This window comes from Mesorhizobium sp. WSM4976 (assembly GCF_029625685.1).
Lineage (GTDB): Bacteria > Pseudomonadota > Alphaproteobacteria > Rhizobiales > Rhizobiaceae > Mesorhizobium.
Window position 1 is genome coordinate 161,102 of the sequence record NZ_JARTVT010000009.1, and the last position, 16,822, is coordinate 177,923.

Sequence of the window (16,822 nt, forward strand, 5' to 3'; positions counted from 1 at the left end):
CGAGGAACCAAAACTTGCGAAGGCCGAGTTCCCGCCCACCCCCCTCTGGCCTGCCGGCCATCTCCCCCGCAAGGGGGGAGATCAGATGTCGCCGTCGGTTTCGCCAACTGCCAACGTTGCAAAGGGAGAGCCGGCGTTGCCACAGCCAATCTCCCCCCTTGCGGGGGAGATGTCCGGCAGGACAGAGCGGGGTGCCTCGCGCCGACGGTGGACGCCTGGTTCCATAGTGCTGCGCGAACGCTCTTGAATTTCTCATCCCATCATCCTGCCACAGCCGCCTCCCGTCACAAACTGGTTCCTTCATTTTTCGGAAAACTGGCCCTCGCGATGGAGACAGAGCGGCGTAGACTTCGCTCATAGACGTTGGGGATAAGACGTCGGCGCAAGACCGGGGAACACAAAGTCCGGGCAAGGCAACTGGGAGGCTGCCGGCCGGACAGGCAAGGCAGGGCGATGCACGCCCGCCGCAGGCATGAAGCCATTTCCCTCCCGAGACCATGAACCCCGCAGCCATCCGGCTGCGGGGCGGAAAGCGAGCAATGACCACAGTTCGACTTGGCATCAACCCGATCACCTGGACCAATGACGATGTGCCGGAGCTGGGCGGCGACACGCCGCTCGAGACCTGCCTCGGCGAAACCGCGGAAGCGGGCTATGCCGGCACCGAGCTCGGCGGCAAGTTCCCGCGCGACAGCCGCACGCTTCGGCCCATCCTCGACCATTACGGGCTGGCGCTGGTCTCCGGCTGGTATGACGGGCGCATCTGCGAGAAGGAGGTCGACGAGGAGTTCGAGGCGATCCGGCCGCATCTGACGCTGCTGCGCGACCTTGGCGCCCGGCATGTCGTCTATGCCGACACCTCGCGCGGCCGGCATGGCGCCATCCACGACCCGATCTCGCTGCGGCCGAAGCTAATGGATGGGGAATGGAAGGCCTATGGCGCCAAGATCACCAGGCTCGCCGAGCGTTTTTCAGATTTCGGGGTCGGCATGGCCTTCCACCATCACATGGGCACGATCGTCGAGACCGACCAGGAGATCGACAGGCTGATGCACAGCACCGGCGAGGCGGTCGGCCTGCTCTACGACACCGGGCACTGCGCCTTTTCCGGCGGCGACCCGGAGCAATTGCTGCGCCGGCATGTCGAACGCGTCGTGCATGTGCATTGCAAGGATGTGCGGCCGACCATCCTGAAGAAGGCGCGCGAGACCGACATGAGCTTCATGGGCGCGGTGATGGAAGGCATCTTCACCGTGCCGGGCGACGGCGCGATCGACTATCCGACGCTGCTCAAGATCCTCGCCGACCGAGGTTATTCCGGCTGGCTGGTTGTGGAGGCCGAGCAGGACCCGGCCAAGGCGCACCCCTTGACCTATGCCACGATGGGGTATCGCAATCTCAAGAAGCTGGCCGAGGGCGCGGGCTTCTACGTCCACGAGCGCAAGGCCTGAAGAAAGCATGGGGCGCCGGGGAGGGAGATGAGTTCGGTTCTGTACCAGAAGGTGGTCAAGAGCTTCGGCGCGCTCAACGTGCTGCGGTCGCTCGACCTTGCCGTGCCGGATCACAAGTTCCTCGCATTGCTCGGCCCGTCGGGCTGCGGCAAGACGACGGCGCTGCGCATCCTGGCCGGGCTCGACATGCCGACCGCCGGCAAGGTCTTCATCGGCGAGCGCGACGTCACCCGGCTGCAGCCGCGCGACCGCGACGTCGCCATGGTGTTCCAGAGCTACGCGCTCTATCCGCAGATGACGGTCGCCGAAAACATCGGCTATCCGCTGTGGATCCGCGGAACGCCGGATGCCGGGCGAAAGGCGAAGATCGGCGAGGTCGCCGCCATACTCGAGATCGGCCACCTGCTCGACCGCCGTCCGCGCCAGCTTTCGGGCGGACAGCGCCAGCGCGTCGCGCTGGCCCGCGCCATCGTGCGCGACCCGGCGGCGTTCCTGATGGACGAGCCGCTCTCCAATCTCGACGCGCGGCTCAGGCTCACCATGCGCGGCGAGATCAAGCGGCTCTGCCAGCGCCTCAGCGCCACCACCATCTACGTCACCCACGACCAGGTCGAGGCCCTGACGATGGCCGATTTCGTCGCCGTCATGCATGGCGGCGAGCTGCAGCAGATGGCGCCGCCCATCGAGATATACGACCGCCCGGCGAACCGCTTCGTCGCCACCTTCGTCGGCAACCCGCCGATGAACATTTTGCCGGCAGCGCTTTCCGAGCAAGGTGTCATCGTGGCCGGCAAAGTGGTTCCGCTGGACGACGCGCGGCTTGCCGCCTGCCGTGCCGCCTCAATCGCCGAAATCGGCCTGCGGCCGGAGGACTGCAGCGCGGCCGCGGTCGACACGCCTGACGCGCTGCCTGGCGAAATCTACGTCGTCGAGCCGATGGGCAACGAGACGCTGGTCAATGTCCGCCTGGAAGGCGGCAACGTGTCGGTCCGGGCGGGCCGCGAATTCCGGGGTGTGGTGGGTGAAAGCATCGGCGTCGCCTTCGACCCGGCGAACGCCTGTTTCTTCAGTTCGGCCGGTCTGACAGCCGTCCACAGGGTCAACAACAATGGGAGAGTGACATGATGCATTCCAGCAGACTTACTCGCCGCTCCGTCATCAAGGGGGCGCTTGGCCTGGCCCTGGCGACCACTGCGCTGACCACGCTCGGCCTGCCGATGCCGGCGAAGGCGGCCGGCAAGAAGGTGATCATCGGCGCCTTCGCCGATGGCGGCCTGACACCGTTCAAGGAGAAGATCATTCCGCTGGCCAAGGAACAGGGCTTCGACATCCAGTTCCTCGAGGACGAATACGGGGTGACGCTCGAGAAGTGGTTCGCCGATGCCCAGAGCGGCGCCGGCCAGTACGACCTCTATCTGCTCGACGACCCGTGGGTGCCGCAGTTCGGCGCCGCCAACGTGCTCGAGGACCTTGGCGCCGGCGGCATCGACGGGTCGGACAAGGACTGGATCGGCCCGATGATCGACATGGGCTACTGGCCGCCGCAAAAGGGGCCGCGCGTCAAGGGCTTCGAGAACGCCAAGCCGACGCTGATCTGCGTGCCCTTCGTCGGCGACCTGCAGACGCTGACCTATCGCAACGACGTCTTCACCGGCGGCGCGCCGAAGACCTGGGACGAAGTGATCGCCAAGGGGAAGGAAGGCGTCGCGGCCGGCAAGATCAAATACCCCGTCGTCTTCCGCGGCGTCTCCGGCAACCCGATCGTCACCAGCTGGTATCCGGTCTTCCTGTCGTTCGGCGGCTCCTTCTTCGACGACAAGTGGAATCCGATCTTCAATTCGGCCGAAGGCAAGGCCTCGGCCGATTTCTTCGTCGGCACGATGAAGCAGAACGCGCCGAGCGGGGTGGTCGAGTTCGACTCCGACCAGGAGGGCGCGGCGATCCTGGGCGGAGACGCAGGAGCGATCATCCAGTATTCGGGCAACGCGCTGAAGGCGGATGACCCTGCCCAGACCAAGGTGGCGGGCAAGCTCGATTTCGGCGTCGTGCCGAAACAGGAAAAGGCGATCGCCCAGATGGGCATCTTCATCGCCGGCGTGCCGAAATCGGCGCCCAACAAGGCGAACTCCATTGAGTTCCTGAAGTGGTATGTCAGCGCCGAGACGCAGGCCAAGCTCTCGGAAGCGGGCTCTATCCCCGTCAAGCGCAGCGCCTTCGGCATCGCCAAGCCCGGCAACCGGCTTATACCGGTCGCGCTGCAGCAGCTCGACGCCGGCGCGCTGCCGCGGCCGCGCACGCCCGACTGGGCGAAGGTCGAGGAACTGCTCGGCATCGAGCTCAACAAGGCCTTGCAGGCAGGCTCCGGCGGCGGCGCAGCCTTGGATACGGCGGCCAAGCAGGTCAAGGATTACCTGACCGCGGCCGGGTACTACTGATGCAAAACGGCATGCAGGCACGCAAATATCGCCTGCAGGGGGCGGGGCTCGACCTCGCCCTCCCCTATCTCATGCTGGCGCCGGGCCTGATGGTCGTGCTCGGCGTGCTGGTCTATCCGCTCTGGGACGGGCTGCGCGCCAGCACCAGGGCTTACCGCTATGGTTCGCCGGTCGCCAATGTCGGCTTTCACAATTATGTGCAGCTTTGGAGCGACGCGCAGTTCCTGAATTCGCTCTGGGTCACGGTCAAGTTCGTGGCGCTTTCGGTGTCGATCGAGGCTGTGCTGGGCTTCGCGCTGGCCTTGTTCTGCCTGCACGAATTTCGCGGCATCCGGCTGCTGCGGACGGTGCTGATCATTCCCATGGTGATCACGCCCGTCGTCGTCGCCATACTGTTCAGGCTGATCTACGCTAGCGACGCCGGCATGCTGACGGCGCTCTCGGTGGCCATGGGCGGCGGCGGGGTCCAAATCCTCGGCAACCCGCTCAATGCCTTCATCGGCCTCGTCGTGCTCGACGTGTGGGAGTGGACGCCGCTGATGTTCCTGATCCTGCTCGCCGGACTGCAGTCGCTACCGCACGAGCCGTTCGAGGCGGCGCACGTCGACGGCGCGGGGTCCTGGCGAGTCTTCGCCGATCTCACCTTCCCGATGATGCGGCCGGTGCTGGCGATCGCAATCGTGCTCCGCACTATCGACGCCTTCGGCACATTCGACCAGGTTTTCGTCTTGACCCGAGGCGGGCCGGGCGAAGCGACGAGACTGATCTCGATCTATGGCTACGACACCGCGTTCAAGTTCCAGCAGACCGGATACGCGGCGGCGCTGTTCGTGACGATCGGCCTCGTCGTGCTCGCGCTCGCCTTCAGCGCCATCAGGCTCCTGCGCAGGATCGACGCGTCATGAGCACCCGTCTGGCGCGCATCCTCACCACCATCTTCGTGCTGGCGGTCGTGCTGCTGCCGATCTACTGGCTGGTGTCCACCTCGCTCAAGTCCAACCGCGAGATCACGCAGGAAGGCACCCTCTATCCGCATGTGCCGACGCTCGACAATTACGTAAGGCTGTTCACTGAAAAGCAGTTCGGCTCCTACCTGACGAACTCGGTGGTGGTTACTTTCTTCTCGGTCGCGATAGCGCTGGTCTTCGGCGCGATGGGCGCCTACGCGATCGCGAGGTTCCGCCTTCCGTTCGCCGCGGAGCGCAAGATCGGCCTCTTCCTGCTGACGCTGCGCATCATCCCGCCGGTGGTGATCCTGATCCCCGTCTATCTCTTGATGCTGAGCCTCGGGCTGCTCGACAGCTGGCTAGGCCTTATCGCCACCTACACCGCCTTCAACATCACCTTCTGCGTCTGGATGATGGAGAGCTTCTTCCGCGAGATCCCCGTCGACCTGGAGGAGGCGGCCATGGTGGACGGGGATTCGCGCTTTGGCGCCTTCCGCCGCATCACGCTGCCGCTGGCCGCACCAGGGTTGGCGGCCACCGCGATCTTCGCCGTGCTGGTCACCTTCAACGAATTCCTTTTCGCGCTGGCGCTGACGGCGACCCCGCGGGCGATGACCATGCCGCGCGGCACCGCGACACTCATCGGGCGCATCGATACCGACTGGGCCTCGATGGCCGCCGCCGGCGTCATCGGCGCGCTGCCGATCGTCTTCTTCGCGCTGCTGGTGCAGCGGCACCTGGTTCGCGGCCTAACCATGGGTGCCGTGAAGTGACCGCCGGCCGGGCATGTTGAACTCGCCGTCGCGGACGGCCGCACAGGAAAGTTGAACGCATGATGGATGTTTGTCTGTTCGGGGTGGGACTGATCGGAAGGGTGCATGCCGGCAATCTCGCGCGCCACCCGAAGGTGCGGCTGCGCTATATCGTAGATCCCAACCGCGAAGCCGCCGCCAAGGTCGCGGCAGCGACCGGAGCCGAGATCGCCGACACAGAGGCCGTGATTAACGATCCGTCGGTGAAGATGGTGTTCATCGCATCGGCGACGCGCACCCATGCAGACCTCGCCATGGCAGCGGCCGCGAAGGGCAAGGCGATCTTCTGCGAGAAGCCGATCGATCTCGATCTCAAGCGCACGGACGAGTGCCTGGCGGCGGTCGCGAAGGCCGGCGTGCCTTTCCAGATCGGCTTCAACCGTCGCTTCGATCCGAGCTTCCGCGCGCTGAAGGAGCGCCTCGACGGCGGCGAGATCGGCGCCGTCGAGCAGGTCATCATCACCAGCCGCGACCCCGAACCCGAAACCGAGGAAGCGCTGGCCGGCGGCGGCGGCGTCTTTCGCGAGATGACCATCCACGACTTCGACATGGCGCGGAACATGCTCGGCGAGGAACCAGTCGAACTGTTCGCGACCGGTTCCTCGCTGGTGGCGCCGCAATACAGGAAGCTCGGCGACTACGATACCGCGATGTTCATCCTGCGAACGGCGTCGGGCCGGCAATGCCACATCAACAACAGCGTCAGGGCCGCCTATGGCTATGACCAGCGCATCGAGGTGCACGGTGCCGACGGCATGCTGCAGGCCGGCAACCGGCTGCCGACCTCGGTGGAGATGTATGGCGGCAAGGGCATATCGCGCGACAAGCCTTACTACTTCTTCGTCGAGCGCTACGCGGAATCCTACGCCGCCGAGATCGATCACTTCATCACCTGCGTCGAAACCGGCAGCAGCCCAGCGGTCACGGCCAGCGACGGTCGCAAGGCCATGATCCTCTGCGAGGCAGCCCTCGCCTCCGCACGGTCCGGCCGGTTCGAGCCGGTGAAGCTCTGAGCAGATGGTCTGAAGTCAAGCGGGAGTCCCGACATGAAGATTGGCATGATCACCGACAGCCTGGGCAACCTGTCCTTCGACGAGATGCTGCGCGCCTCGGCCGAACTGGGGCTGGAGACTCTGGAGTTCGCCTGCGGCAACTGGTCGTCTGCGCCGCATATCGAGCTGGCGGCCCTGCTGGAAAGTGCTGCCACCCGCGCCGAATTCGTCGCCAAGGTCCGCGACCACGGTCTGACGATCGCGGCGCTCAACTGCTCGGGCAACCCGCTGCACCCCGGACCGCAGGGCAAGCAGCACCGCCAGGTGACCGAGGACACGATCCGGCTGGCAAGCCTGATGGGCATCGACCGCGTGGTGATGATGTCGGGGCTGCCCGGCGGGCCGGGCGACGCCAACCCCAACTGGATCATCACCGACTGGCCGCCCGAATGCGCCGACATCCAGCGCTACCAGTGGGACGAGTGCATCATTCCCTATTGGCGCGATCTGGTCGGATTTGCGAACAATCTTGGCATCAGGAAGCTCTGCCTGGAATTGCATGGGCATCAGGCCGTGTACAACGTCCAGACGCTGTTCCGGCTGCGCGATGCCGTCGGCGAGACGGTCGGCGCGAACTACGATCCGAGCCATCCGATGTGGATGGGCGCCGATCCCATTGCCGCCGTGCGCAAGCTTGGCTCGGCGATCTACTATGTCCACGCCAAGGACACGCGCGTCGAGCCGGTGCCGGCCGGCGTCGACGGCGTGCTCGATGCGCGCCCGCCAACGCTCTTTGCCGAAAGGGCCTGGAACTACATCACGCTCGGCTACGGCCACGGCGAGACCTGGTGGCGACAGTTCTGCACGGCGCTGAAGCAGGCCGGCTACGACGACGTGCTGTCGATCGAGCACGAGGACATGATGCTGTCGCCGATGGAAGGCATGCGCAAATCGGTGGCCCTGCTGCGCAACGTCGCCATCAACCTGGCCTGATGCTCAGATCCGATTTTGCATTGGCCGGTCGCCGTGGGCCGTCAAACCGGTCCCGGCCCTCGGGTCGATCACCTCACATCGACCCAGCGCTGCTCCTGGAAGGAGCGCGCCATGGCATGCACGGTGCGCTCGATCTCCAGCCCCTCGTCGAAGTCGATGATGCGGGCAGGCTTTCCGGCGATGCGCATCAGAAGCTCGCGGCATTCGATCATCTTGAGGTCGTTGAAGCCGAGGCCATGGCCGGGCGCGGGCAGGAAGGAATCGTAGGGCTTGTGGTGCGGCGCCACCAGGATGGTGCGGTAGCCCTGCTCGGTCGGCCGGTCGGCGGTGAGATAGAGCTGGAACTCGTTCATCCGCTCCTGGTCGTAGAGGATCGAGCCCTTCGAGCCGAAAATCTGGATAGCGATGCGGCCCTTGCGGCCCCAGGCCGAGCGGTTGACCAGCAGCGTGCCGGCGACGCCGTTCTCGAGATGCATCAAGACGCTGGCGATGTCATAAGTCTCGACCGCGCGCCGGGCGCCCGAAGCGGTCTTGCGGTCGATATAGGGTTTGGCCATGTCGCACATGACGCGCGAAACGCGGCCGAACAGCACCTTGATCAGCGACAGCGGATGGACGGCGAAATCGTCAAGCGCGCCGTAACCGGACGACGCCTCATGCTTCCAGAAGAACAGCGCTTCCGGGTCGGCCATGAAGTCCTCGTCCATCTCGATGCGCAGAAGGTTGACGTCGCCGATGATCTTCTCCTCGAGCAGCGCGCCGATATGGCGGATCGCGGGATTCTGGATGTAGTTGTAGCCAAGCCCGGCGACGTTGCCGGATCTCCTGGCCGCGGCCGCCATGCTCTCGGCTTCGGCAAAGCTCGGCGCCATCGGCTTCTCGCACCACAGATGCTTGCCGGCATTGAGGATGGCGATCGCCATTTCTGGATGGAACTGGTTGGGCGTGGTCAGGGAGACGACGTCGACGTCAGGATCGTTGACCACGGCGCGCCAATCACCGGAGCCCTTGGCGAAGCCGAACTCGCCGGCCTTGCGCCGGGCCAACTCGTCATTCACCTCGCCCAGATGCACCAGTTTCGGCTTGTCGACATCGGGAAAGACGGTGCCTACTGCGTTCCAGGCGATGGCGTGGCACTTGCCCATGAAGCCCGTGCCGATGAGGCCCACTCCGACCATGTCGATTGTCTCCAGGATGAGGGGAATAGCGGTATGGATGAATTAGTCCATTTTGGTGAAGAATGGAACATACAAATCATTTTTTATGGTGTTCTTGCACGAACTCGCTATGATGGGGCAGGAGAGGGACAAACCACATGGGCGCGGACGGAGCGACTATGGACGAACGGGTGCCTCGCGATTTCGAAACGCTGCGCGCGACGATCCTGAACAGGCGCGCGAGCTTGCCCAAGCGCATCGCGCAAATCGCCGCCTATGCGCTCGACAACCCCGAAGACATCGCCTTCGGCACGGCGGCGAGCATCGCCGCCTCGGCCGGTGTGCAGCCATCGACGCTGATCCGTTTTGCCCAGCAGCTCGGCTTCGACGGCTTCACCAGCCTGCAACAGGTTTTTCGCGAGCGCCTGCGCGAGCGCAACTCCTCTTACGACGAGCGCCTGGCGGCATTGCGCGCCAAGGCCGAGGAAGGCGCTGGCCACCGGGCCATCTTCGACGGCTTCGTCGCCGCCGCCAGCACCTCGCTGGGCGACATCTCGCGTTCGCTCAACGATGCGCATTTCGAGGAGGCTGTGGCGCTCCTGGCGAAGGCCGAGACCATCTATGTGCTGGCCAAGCGCCGCTCCTATCCGGTCGCTTCCTACATCGCCTATGCGCTGGGCAAGCTGAAGATCCGCAACCAGCTGGTGGAATCGGCCGCGGGGCTCACCGCCGAGATGATCGGCTTCGCCACGCCGCGCGACGCCGTCATCGCCATCAGCTTCTCGCCTTACGCGCCGGCGACCATCGAGGAGACGCGCGCGATCGCGGAACAGGGCGTGCCGATCGTGGCCATCACCGACTCCTCCTTCTCGCCGCTGGCGCAATTCGCCAAGGTCTGGTTCGAGGTCGCCGAGGCCGATTTCGGCGGCTTCCGCTCGATCTCGGCGACGATGGCGCTGGCCATGGCGCTGACGGTTGCCGTCGGCGAGAAGCGCCGCGAAACAGGGCGCCGGCGCAAGGCCTGAGCCTCGCCGGCCAGGTCGCTTTTCGGTTCGGGAACACTCATTCCATATTGACTGCGGATTGGAATTAATATTTCATATTGACGATATCACGCCGTCGCCGGCGCGTGCTGTCCAAAACGACGCTGCTCTGCACAACAAGGCCGATGGGAGGTTCCAATGGGCGAAGCCGTGGAAGGGAAATACCCGCCGCTCGACGTCATCACCATCGGCCGCGCTTCGGTCGATCTCTATGGCCAGCAGATCGGCTCGCGGCTGGAGGACATCACCTCTTTCGCCAAGTCGGTCGGCGGCTGCCCGGCCAATATTTCCGTCGGCACGGCGAGGCTCGGCCTGCGCTCGGCGCTGCTGACGCGCGTCGGCGACGAGCAGATGGGCCGCTTCATCCGCGAGCAGCTTCGGCGCGAGGGCGTCTCGGTCGATGGCCTGAAGACCGACAAGGAGCGGCTGACGGCGCTGGTGCTGCTTTCGGTCGAGAGCGAAGGCGTCTCGCCGATGATCTTCTATCGCTCCGACTGCGCCGACATGGCGCTCGCCGAAGAGGACATCGAAGAGGCTTTCATCGCCTCGGCGCGCTCGGTGGTCGTCACCGGCACGCATTTTTCCCGCCCCAACTCGGATGCCGCGCAGCGCAAGGCGATCCGGCTGATGAAGGCCCGAGGCGGCAAGGTTGTCTTCGACATCGACTATCGCCCGAACCTCTGGGGGCTTGCCGGCCATGCCGAGGGTTTCGAGCGCTATGTAAAATCCGACCGTGTCTCGGCGCAGCTGAAGACGGTGCTGCCGGATTGCGACCTCATCGTCGGCACCGAGGAGGAGATCATGATCGCTTCCGGGGCCGACGATTGCCTGAGCGCGCTGAAGACGATCCGTGCGCTGTCCTCGGCCACCATCGTGCTCAAGCGCGGCGCCAAGGGCTGCATCGTCTATGACGGGCCGATCAGCGACGACCTCGAGGACGGCATTGTCGGCAAGGGCTTTCCGATCGAAATCTACAATGTGCTCGGCGCCGGGGACGCCTTCATGTCGGGCTTCCTGCGCGGCTGGCTCGGCGGCGAGAGTTTTGCGACGGCCGCGACCTGGGCCAATGCCTGCGGCGCCTTTGCCGTGTCGCGCCTGCTCTGCGCGCCGGAATATCCGACCTTCGAGGAGCTGCAGTTCTTCCTGAAGCACGGCAGCAAGCACCTGGCGCTGCGCAAGGACGAGGCTATCAACCACATCCATTGGGCAACGACGCGGCGGCGCGACATTCCCTCGCTGATGGCGCTGGCCTGCGACCATCGCGTCCAGCTCGAGGATGTCGCGGCGAGGGTCGGCGCCGACGTGGCACGTATCCCTGACTTCAAAGTGCTGACGGTCAAGGCGGCGGCTAAAGTCGCCGCCGGCCGCGACGGCTACGGCATGCTGATCGACGAGAAATACGGCCGCGACGCCATGTTCGAGTTCGCGCGCCATCCCTTCGCCTGGCTCGGCCGCCCGGTCGAATTGCCCGGATCGCGGCCGCTGCGCTTCGAATTCTCGCAGGATATCGGTTCGCAGCTCACCGAATGGCCGGTCGACCATTGCATCAAATGCCTGTGCTTCTACCACCCGGACGACCCGGAAGCGCTCAAGGTCGAGCAGCAGCAGAAGCTGCGCGCGCTGTTCGAGGCGGCACGGAAAGTCGGCCGCGAGCTGCTGGTCGAGATCATCGCCGGCAAGCATGGCAAGCTCGACGACACCACCATTCCGCGCGCGCTGGAGGAACTCTATGCGCTGGGCATCAAGCCGGACTGGTGGAAGCTCGAGCCGCAGGCTTCGGCAGGGGCCTGGGCGAAGATCGAACAGGTGATCGTCAAGAACGATCCATGGTGCCGCGGCGTCGTGCTGCTCGGGCTGGAAGCGCCGCAGGACGAGCTGGTCGCGGCCTTCGCCGCCACCGCCAATGCAACGATCGTCAAGGGTTTCGCCGTCGGCCGCACCATCTTCATCAACGCCGCCGAACAATGGCTGGCCGGCCGGATGTCGGATGACGAGGCTGTCGCCGACATGGCGGCCCGCTTCGAACAATTGACCGAAGCGTGGCTTGCCGCGCGCGGCCGTAAAGCAGCATAAGAACAACACGGGCAGCATAAGAAAACGGCGCCAACAAAGCCGGAGGAACGACAAATGACGAAGACCGTTCGCCTGACGATGGCGCAGGCTGTGACCCGCTTCCTTAGCCGGCAGATGACCGTGATCGACGGCAAGACGGTGCCGATCTTCGGCGGTGTATGGGCGATCTTCGGCCATGGTAATGTCGCCGGCATCGGCGAGGCGCTCTACCAGGTCCGCGACGAGCTGCCGACCTTCCGCGCCCATAACGAGCAGGCGATGGCGCATGCGGCGATCGCCTATGGCAAGGCGAATTTCCGTCGCCGCTTCATGGCCGCGACCTCGTCGATCGGCCCCGGCGCGCTGAACATGGTGACGGCGGCCGCGCTCGCGCATGTGAACCGGTTGCCGGTCCTATTCTTGCCGGGCGATGTGTTTGCTAACCGTCTGCCCGACCCGGTGCTGCAGCAGGCGGAGGATTTCTCCGACGGCACGGCGAGCGTCAATGACTGCTTCCGCCCGGTTTCGCGCTATTTCGACCGCATCACCCGGCCGGAGCAGATCATCCCGGCGCTGAACCGCGCCATGCAGGTGCTGACCGATCCGGCCGAATGCGGCCCGGTCACGCTTTCGCTCTGCCAGGATGTGCAGGCCGAGGCCTATGATTATCCGGAAAGCCTGTTCGCCGTGCGCGCCTGGACGCCGCGCCGGCTGCGGCCGGACCGAAACGAGCTGGCGGCCGCCGTCGCGGCACTGAAGGGCGCCAAGAAGCCGCTGGTGATCGCCGGCGGCGGCGTGCTCTATTCGCAGGCTTCCGATGAACTGGCAAAGCTTGTGCAGGGCGCCGGCATTCCGGTCTGCGAAACGCAGGGCGGCAAATCCTCGCTGCCTGACGACCATCCGCTCAACATGGCGGCGGTCGGCGTCACCGGCACGTCCGCCGCCAACCGGCTGGCGGAGGAGGCGGATGTCGTGCTTGCGGTCGGCACGAGGCTGCAGGATTTCACCACCGGATCCTGGGCGCTGTTCAAGAATGCCGGTCGCACCATCATCGGGCTGAACACGCAGGTCTTCGATGCCGGAAAGCACTGGGCGCTGCCGCTGGTCGCCGACGCGGCCGAGGGCCTGGCAGAACTCAGCGCGGGGCTGAAGGGTTGGAAGGCGCCTTCCACTTGGACCGACAATGCCATGAAGGGCAAGACGGAGTGGCAGGCCGCAGCCACCAAGGTGACGGCCTCAACCAACGCCGCCTATCCTTCCGACGCGCAGGTGATTGGCGCCGTGCAGCGCGCCATGGGCTCGGGCGTCACGCTGCTGAATGCCGCCGGCGGGCTGCCGGGCGAATTGCACAAGCTCTGGCAGGCTGGCGCGCCGGGCTCCTACCATGCCGAATACGGCTTCTCGACCATGGGCTACGAGATCGCGGGCGGGCTCGGCGTCAAGATGGCGAGGCCCGACCAAGAGGTCGTCGTGATGGTCGGCGACGGCTCCTACCTGATGCTCAATTCCGAGATCGCAACGTCGGTGATGCTTGGCCTGAAGCTCACCGTCGTGCTGCTCGACAATCGCGGCTATGGCTGCATCAACCGCCTGCAGATGGCGACCGGCGGCGCCAACTTCAACAATCTGCTCAAGGACGCGCGCCACGAGGTGCTGCCCGACGTCGACTTCGCCGCGCATGCGGCAAGCATGGGCGCCAATGCCGAAAAGGTGGCGTCGATCGCCGAGCTGGAGACGGCGCTGGCCAAGGCGAAGAAGAGCGACAGGACGACCGTTCTGGTCATCGACACCGATCCGCTGATCTCGACCGAGGCCGGCGGCCATTGGTGGGACGTCGCCGTGCCGGAAGTCTCGGCGCGACGCGAAGTGAACGCCGCCCGCAAGAAATACGAGGAAGCCGTGGGCAGCCGCCAAGGCTGATCCGGCCGCGCAACGAACCGACATTTGGAGTGACGACTTGAAAGCCAAACTGGGCATGTCTCCCATCGCATGGTGGAACGACGATCTCGTGGAGCTGAGCGACGACGTGTCGCTGGAGGAGTGCCTGCGCCAGTCGCGCTCGGCCGGCTTCACCGGCATGGAGATGGGCCGCCGCTTCCCCAACGATCCCAAGGTGATGCTGCCGATCCTGAAGGAGGCCGACGTCACCCTTTGCGGCGGCTGGTTCTCCGGCACGCTGGTCAACGAGGACCTGGCGAAGAACAAGGACCGCATCCAGCCGATGATCGACCTTTTCAAGGCGGTCGACGCGCCCTGCATCGTCTATGGCGAGGTCGGCCGTTCGATCCAGGGCGACCGCTCGAAGCCTTTGGCCACCAAGCCGACACTCTCCGACGACGAGATGAAGGCCTATGGCCGGCGCGTCACCGAATTCGGCGAATGGTGCGCCGACCAGGGCATGCCGCTTTCCTATCATCATCACATGGCGGCGGTGGTGGAGACCGAGCCGGAGCTCGATGCCTTCATGCGCAACTCCGGCGAAGGCATCCCGCTTTTGCTCGACGCCGGCCATCTCGCCTTTGCCGGCGGCGATGTGCTGCGCGCCATCGACAACCATCACAAGCGCATCAACCATGTCCATGTGAAGGATGTGCGCATGGGTGTGATAGAAGGGCTCGACCGCACCAAACAATCCTTCCTCGATGCGGTGGCGCTCGGCGCCTTCACCGTGCCTGGCGACGGCTCGCTCGATTTCGGCGCCATCGTTCAGCGTTTCGCAGATTATGGCTATGAAGGCTGGTTCGTCGTGGAAGCCGAACAGGATCCGAAGAAGAACCCGCCACTCAAGATGGCTCAAGTCGGCCACAAGGAGCTGATGCGGGTGATGACGGCCGCCGGCTATACGGTGGAGACGCAAGGGTTTCCGGCGTAAACGGTGGATTCGCCGGGGCGTGCGGTTTATCCGTTGCGCTTTGGGCAAATCCTGGATTGGCGCGATGAAAGACTATGAGCACCCCTTCTTCCGGCCGCTGTGGCGACGCATCGCCGTCCTCGCCGTCTGCCTGATCTGGTCGGTCATCGAGTTCGCCTCCGGCACGCCGTTCTGGGGCGTCATCGCGCTCGGCTTCGCCGGCTATGCGGTGTGGCAGTTTTTCTATCTCTACAAGCCGGCGGAGGAGGCGAAGCCTCCGGCCGAGCCGAAGGAATAATCCAAAGGAGCCCCGCATGTCGAAACTCATCGTCAAGGCCGACAAGGGCCACGGCCATGTCGCGCATGTCACGCCGCAAAGCGCCGGCTGGACCTATGTCGGGTTCGACCTGCATCGGCTGAAGGCGGGCGAGACGGCGGTCGGCAAGACGGGCGGCCGCGAGGTCTGCCTCGTCTTCGTCACCGGCAAGGGCAAGGCGACCGCCGGCGGCAAGGAACTCGGCCTGCTCGGCGAGCGCATGTCGCCCTTCGAGGGCAAGCCTTGGTCGGTCTATGTGCCGCAAGGCGCCGACTGGTCGGTGACGGCCGACACCGAGCTGGAGCTCGCCGTCTGCTCGGCGCCCGGCCTCGGCGGCGGTCTTCCCGTTCGCGTCATCGGACCGGACGATCTCGGCCAGGAGGTGCGCGGCAAGGGCACCAACACACGCTACGTCACCAACATCCTGCCCGAAGGCAAGCCGGCGGATTCGTTGCTGGTGGTCGAGGTGATCACGCCCGGCGGGCATACCTCCAGCTATCCGCCGCATAAGCACGACCAGGACAACCTGCCGGCCGAATCCTATCTCGAGGAGACCTATTACCACCGCCTCAATCCGCCGCAGGGCTTTGCCTTCCAGCGCGTCTATACGGATGCCGACCGCAACGGCGTGCGCGAGCTGGACGAGGCGATGGCGATCGAAGACGGCGATGTCGTGCTGGTGCCGAAGGGCTATCACCCATGCGCGGCCTGCCACGGCTACGACCTCTATTATCTCAACGTCATGGCCGGACCGAAGCGCACGTGGAAATTCCACAACGCGGCCGAGCACGAATGGCTGATGAAGGCCTGAACGGCCGATTGGTCCAGCCGGGAAAAGTTGTCGGCTAACGAGCTCTGTGCTGGACTTGCCTTCGAAAACCCATGAAAGCTTCGTCAATCCGTCATGGAAATCACCTATGGCAGCGGTTCCGGTGCATGTCGCCGCAAGCGCTCCGGCGTTTCGGGCCCACGACTTGCCAGCACAATGACTTGAGGCGCGTCGCATGATCCTTAGGGGCGCAGCGCGCTTGACGAGGAACGCCGATGCGCTACGCCATCTACTACACACCGGGACAGGACGAGAAGCTGGCGCGCATTGCCGCCAAATGGCTGGGCCGCGACCCGTTCGGCGCGGCGACGCGGCCGGTCGAGGCGGTGGGCGATCTGTCGGCCGCCGAGGTAGCCTTCCACACCGCGTCCGCCCGGCGCTATGGGTTCCATGCCACGCTGAAGGCGCCTTTCCGACTGGCGCCGAACGAAACCGAGGCCTCGCTGCGCGCCGCGCTCGACGCTTTTGCCGAGTCGACGCCGCCGGTCGTCGTTCCACGCCTGGTGGTCGGCCAGATCGACGGCTTCTTCGCGCTGGTGCCGGAAACACAGTTCCCACCGCTCAACGATCTCGCCGGCGAGGTGGTGCGCGCCTTCGACAATTTCCGCGCGCCGCTGACCGAAGCTGAGATTGAGCGCCGCAGCCCGGACGCGCTGAAGCCGGAAGAATTCCGCAACCTCTGCCAATGGGGCTATCCTTACGTCCTCGACACGTTCCGCTTCCACATGACGCTGTCGGGGCGCGTCGGGCTCGAGGAAAGCCCACGCCTTCGCGCGGCGATCGACAGCCTGTTCGCCGATGTGCTGCGGCAGCCGGTGCCGGTGGATGCGCTCACATTGTTCGTCGAAAGCGAGCCGGGCGCGCCGTTCATGGTGCTTTCCCACCATGCGCTTGGCCGTGGCCACGCCCGCAAAACAGCTTGATTGACCGCCGAGACAGGACCG

General features: G+C 65.1%; 15 protein-coding genes. 14 read left to right on the forward strand and 1 reads right to left on the reverse strand.

Annotation, left to right across the window (positions count from 1 at the left end; translation table 11 throughout):
* Nucleotides 1–539 precede the first annotated feature (539 nt).
* The 7 genes from iolE (P9272_RS13215) to P9272_RS13245 are packed head-to-tail and all read left to right on the forward strand — an operon-like array spanning nucleotide 540 to nucleotide 7,630.
* On the forward strand, nucleotides 540–1,451 hold the full coding sequence (gene iolE, locus P9272_RS13215) for a myo-inosose-2 dehydratase (RefSeq protein WP_278160873.1): 912 nt from the start codon (nucleotides 540–542) through the stop codon (nucleotides 1,449–1,451).
* Nucleotides 1,452–1,478: 27 nt separating this feature from the next.
* Nucleotides 1,479–2,576, forward strand: coding sequence for an ABC transporter ATP-binding protein (locus P9272_RS13220; protein WP_278160874.1), 1,098 nt, complete (start codon nucleotides 1,479–1,481; stop codon nucleotides 2,574–2,576).
* Nucleotides 2,573–3,886 (forward strand): extracellular solute-binding protein, encoded by a 1,314-nt coding sequence (locus P9272_RS13225; RefSeq protein WP_278160876.1) that lies wholly within the window; start codon nucleotides 2,573–2,575, stop codon nucleotides 3,884–3,886. Before P9272_RS13220 ends, P9272_RS13225 begins: the two co-directional genes overlap by 4 nt.
* 11 nt (nucleotides 3,887–3,897) lie before the next feature.
* Entirely contained in the window at nucleotides 3,898–4,791 is an 894-nt protein-coding gene (locus P9272_RS13230; RefSeq protein WP_278160877.1) for a sugar ABC transporter permease, read from the forward strand.
* A complete protein-coding gene (locus tag P9272_RS13235; protein WP_128258520.1) occupies nucleotides 4,788–5,606 on the forward strand; it encodes a carbohydrate ABC transporter permease in 819 nt (272 codons plus the stop codon). The genes P9272_RS13230 and P9272_RS13235 overlap by 4 nt, the downstream gene beginning before the upstream one ends.
* 59 nt (nucleotides 5,607–5,665) lie before the next feature.
* Nucleotides 5,666–6,658, forward strand: coding sequence for an inositol 2-dehydrogenase (gene iolG, locus P9272_RS13240; protein WP_278160878.1), 993 nt, complete (start codon nucleotides 5,666–5,668; stop codon nucleotides 6,656–6,658).
* Nucleotides 6,659–6,691: 33 nt separating this feature from the next.
* Complete coding sequence (locus P9272_RS13245; protein ID WP_278160879.1) at nucleotides 6,692–7,630, forward strand: sugar phosphate isomerase/epimerase; 939 nt, start codon at nucleotides 6,692–6,694, stop codon at nucleotides 7,628–7,630.
* Between the two features lie 68 nt (nucleotides 7,631–7,698).
* On the opposite strand, the gene P9272_RS13250 is transcribed toward P9272_RS13245, so the two are convergent.
* Entirely contained in the window at nucleotides 7,699–8,808 is a 1,110-nt protein-coding gene (locus tag P9272_RS13250; protein ID WP_278160880.1) for a Gfo/Idh/MocA family oxidoreductase, read from the reverse strand.
* Between the two features lie 158 nt (nucleotides 8,809–8,966).
* Here P9272_RS13250 and P9272_RS13255 point away from each other — a divergent pair, with 158 nt between their 5' ends.
* The 7 genes from P9272_RS13255 (at nucleotide 8,967) to P9272_RS13285 (ending at nucleotide 16,801) form a co-directional block, all read left to right on the forward strand.
* Entirely contained in the window at nucleotides 8,967–9,812 is an 846-nt protein-coding gene (locus P9272_RS13255) for a MurR/RpiR family transcriptional regulator (RefSeq protein ID WP_278160881.1), read from the forward strand.
* A gap of 156 nt (nucleotides 9,813–9,968) precedes the next feature.
* Nucleotides 9,969–11,903, forward strand: coding sequence for a 5-dehydro-2-deoxygluconokinase (gene iolC, locus P9272_RS13260; protein WP_278160882.1), 1,935 nt, complete (start codon nucleotides 9,969–9,971; stop codon nucleotides 11,901–11,903).
* A gap of 54 nt (nucleotides 11,904–11,957) precedes the next feature.
* Nucleotides 11,958–13,802: a 3D-(3,5/4)-trihydroxycyclohexane-1,2-dione acylhydrolase (decyclizing) gene (gene iolD / locus P9272_RS13265; RefSeq protein ID WP_278160883.1), complete on the forward strand. Its 1,845-nt coding sequence runs from the start codon at nucleotides 11,958–11,960 to the stop codon at nucleotides 13,800–13,802.
* A 37-nt stretch (nucleotides 13,803–13,839) separates the two neighbouring features.
* Nucleotides 13,840–14,754 carry a myo-inosose-2 dehydratase gene (gene iolE / locus P9272_RS13270; RefSeq protein WP_278160884.1) on the forward strand — a complete coding sequence of 305 codons (915 nt, stop codon included), beginning with the start codon at nucleotides 13,840–13,842 and terminating at the stop codon, nucleotides 14,752–14,754.
* A 64-nt stretch (nucleotides 14,755–14,818) separates the two neighbouring features.
* Nucleotides 14,819–15,031, forward strand: a complete 213-nt coding sequence (locus tag P9272_RS13275) for a DUF3329 domain-containing protein (RefSeq protein ID WP_278160885.1) — start codon at nucleotides 14,819–14,821, stop codon at nucleotides 15,029–15,031.
* Between the two features lie 16 nt (nucleotides 15,032–15,047).
* On the forward strand, nucleotides 15,048–15,860 hold the full coding sequence (iolB, locus tag P9272_RS13280; RefSeq protein WP_278160886.1) for a 5-deoxy-glucuronate isomerase: 813 nt from the start codon (nucleotides 15,048–15,050) through the stop codon (nucleotides 15,858–15,860).
* 233 nt (nucleotides 15,861–16,093) lie between these two features.
* On the forward strand, nucleotides 16,094–16,801 hold the full coding sequence (locus tag P9272_RS13285) for a DUF1045 domain-containing protein (RefSeq protein ID WP_128258530.1): 708 nt from the start codon (nucleotides 16,094–16,096) through the stop codon (nucleotides 16,799–16,801).
* The last annotated feature ends 21 nt before the right edge of the window (nucleotides 16,802–16,822 follow it).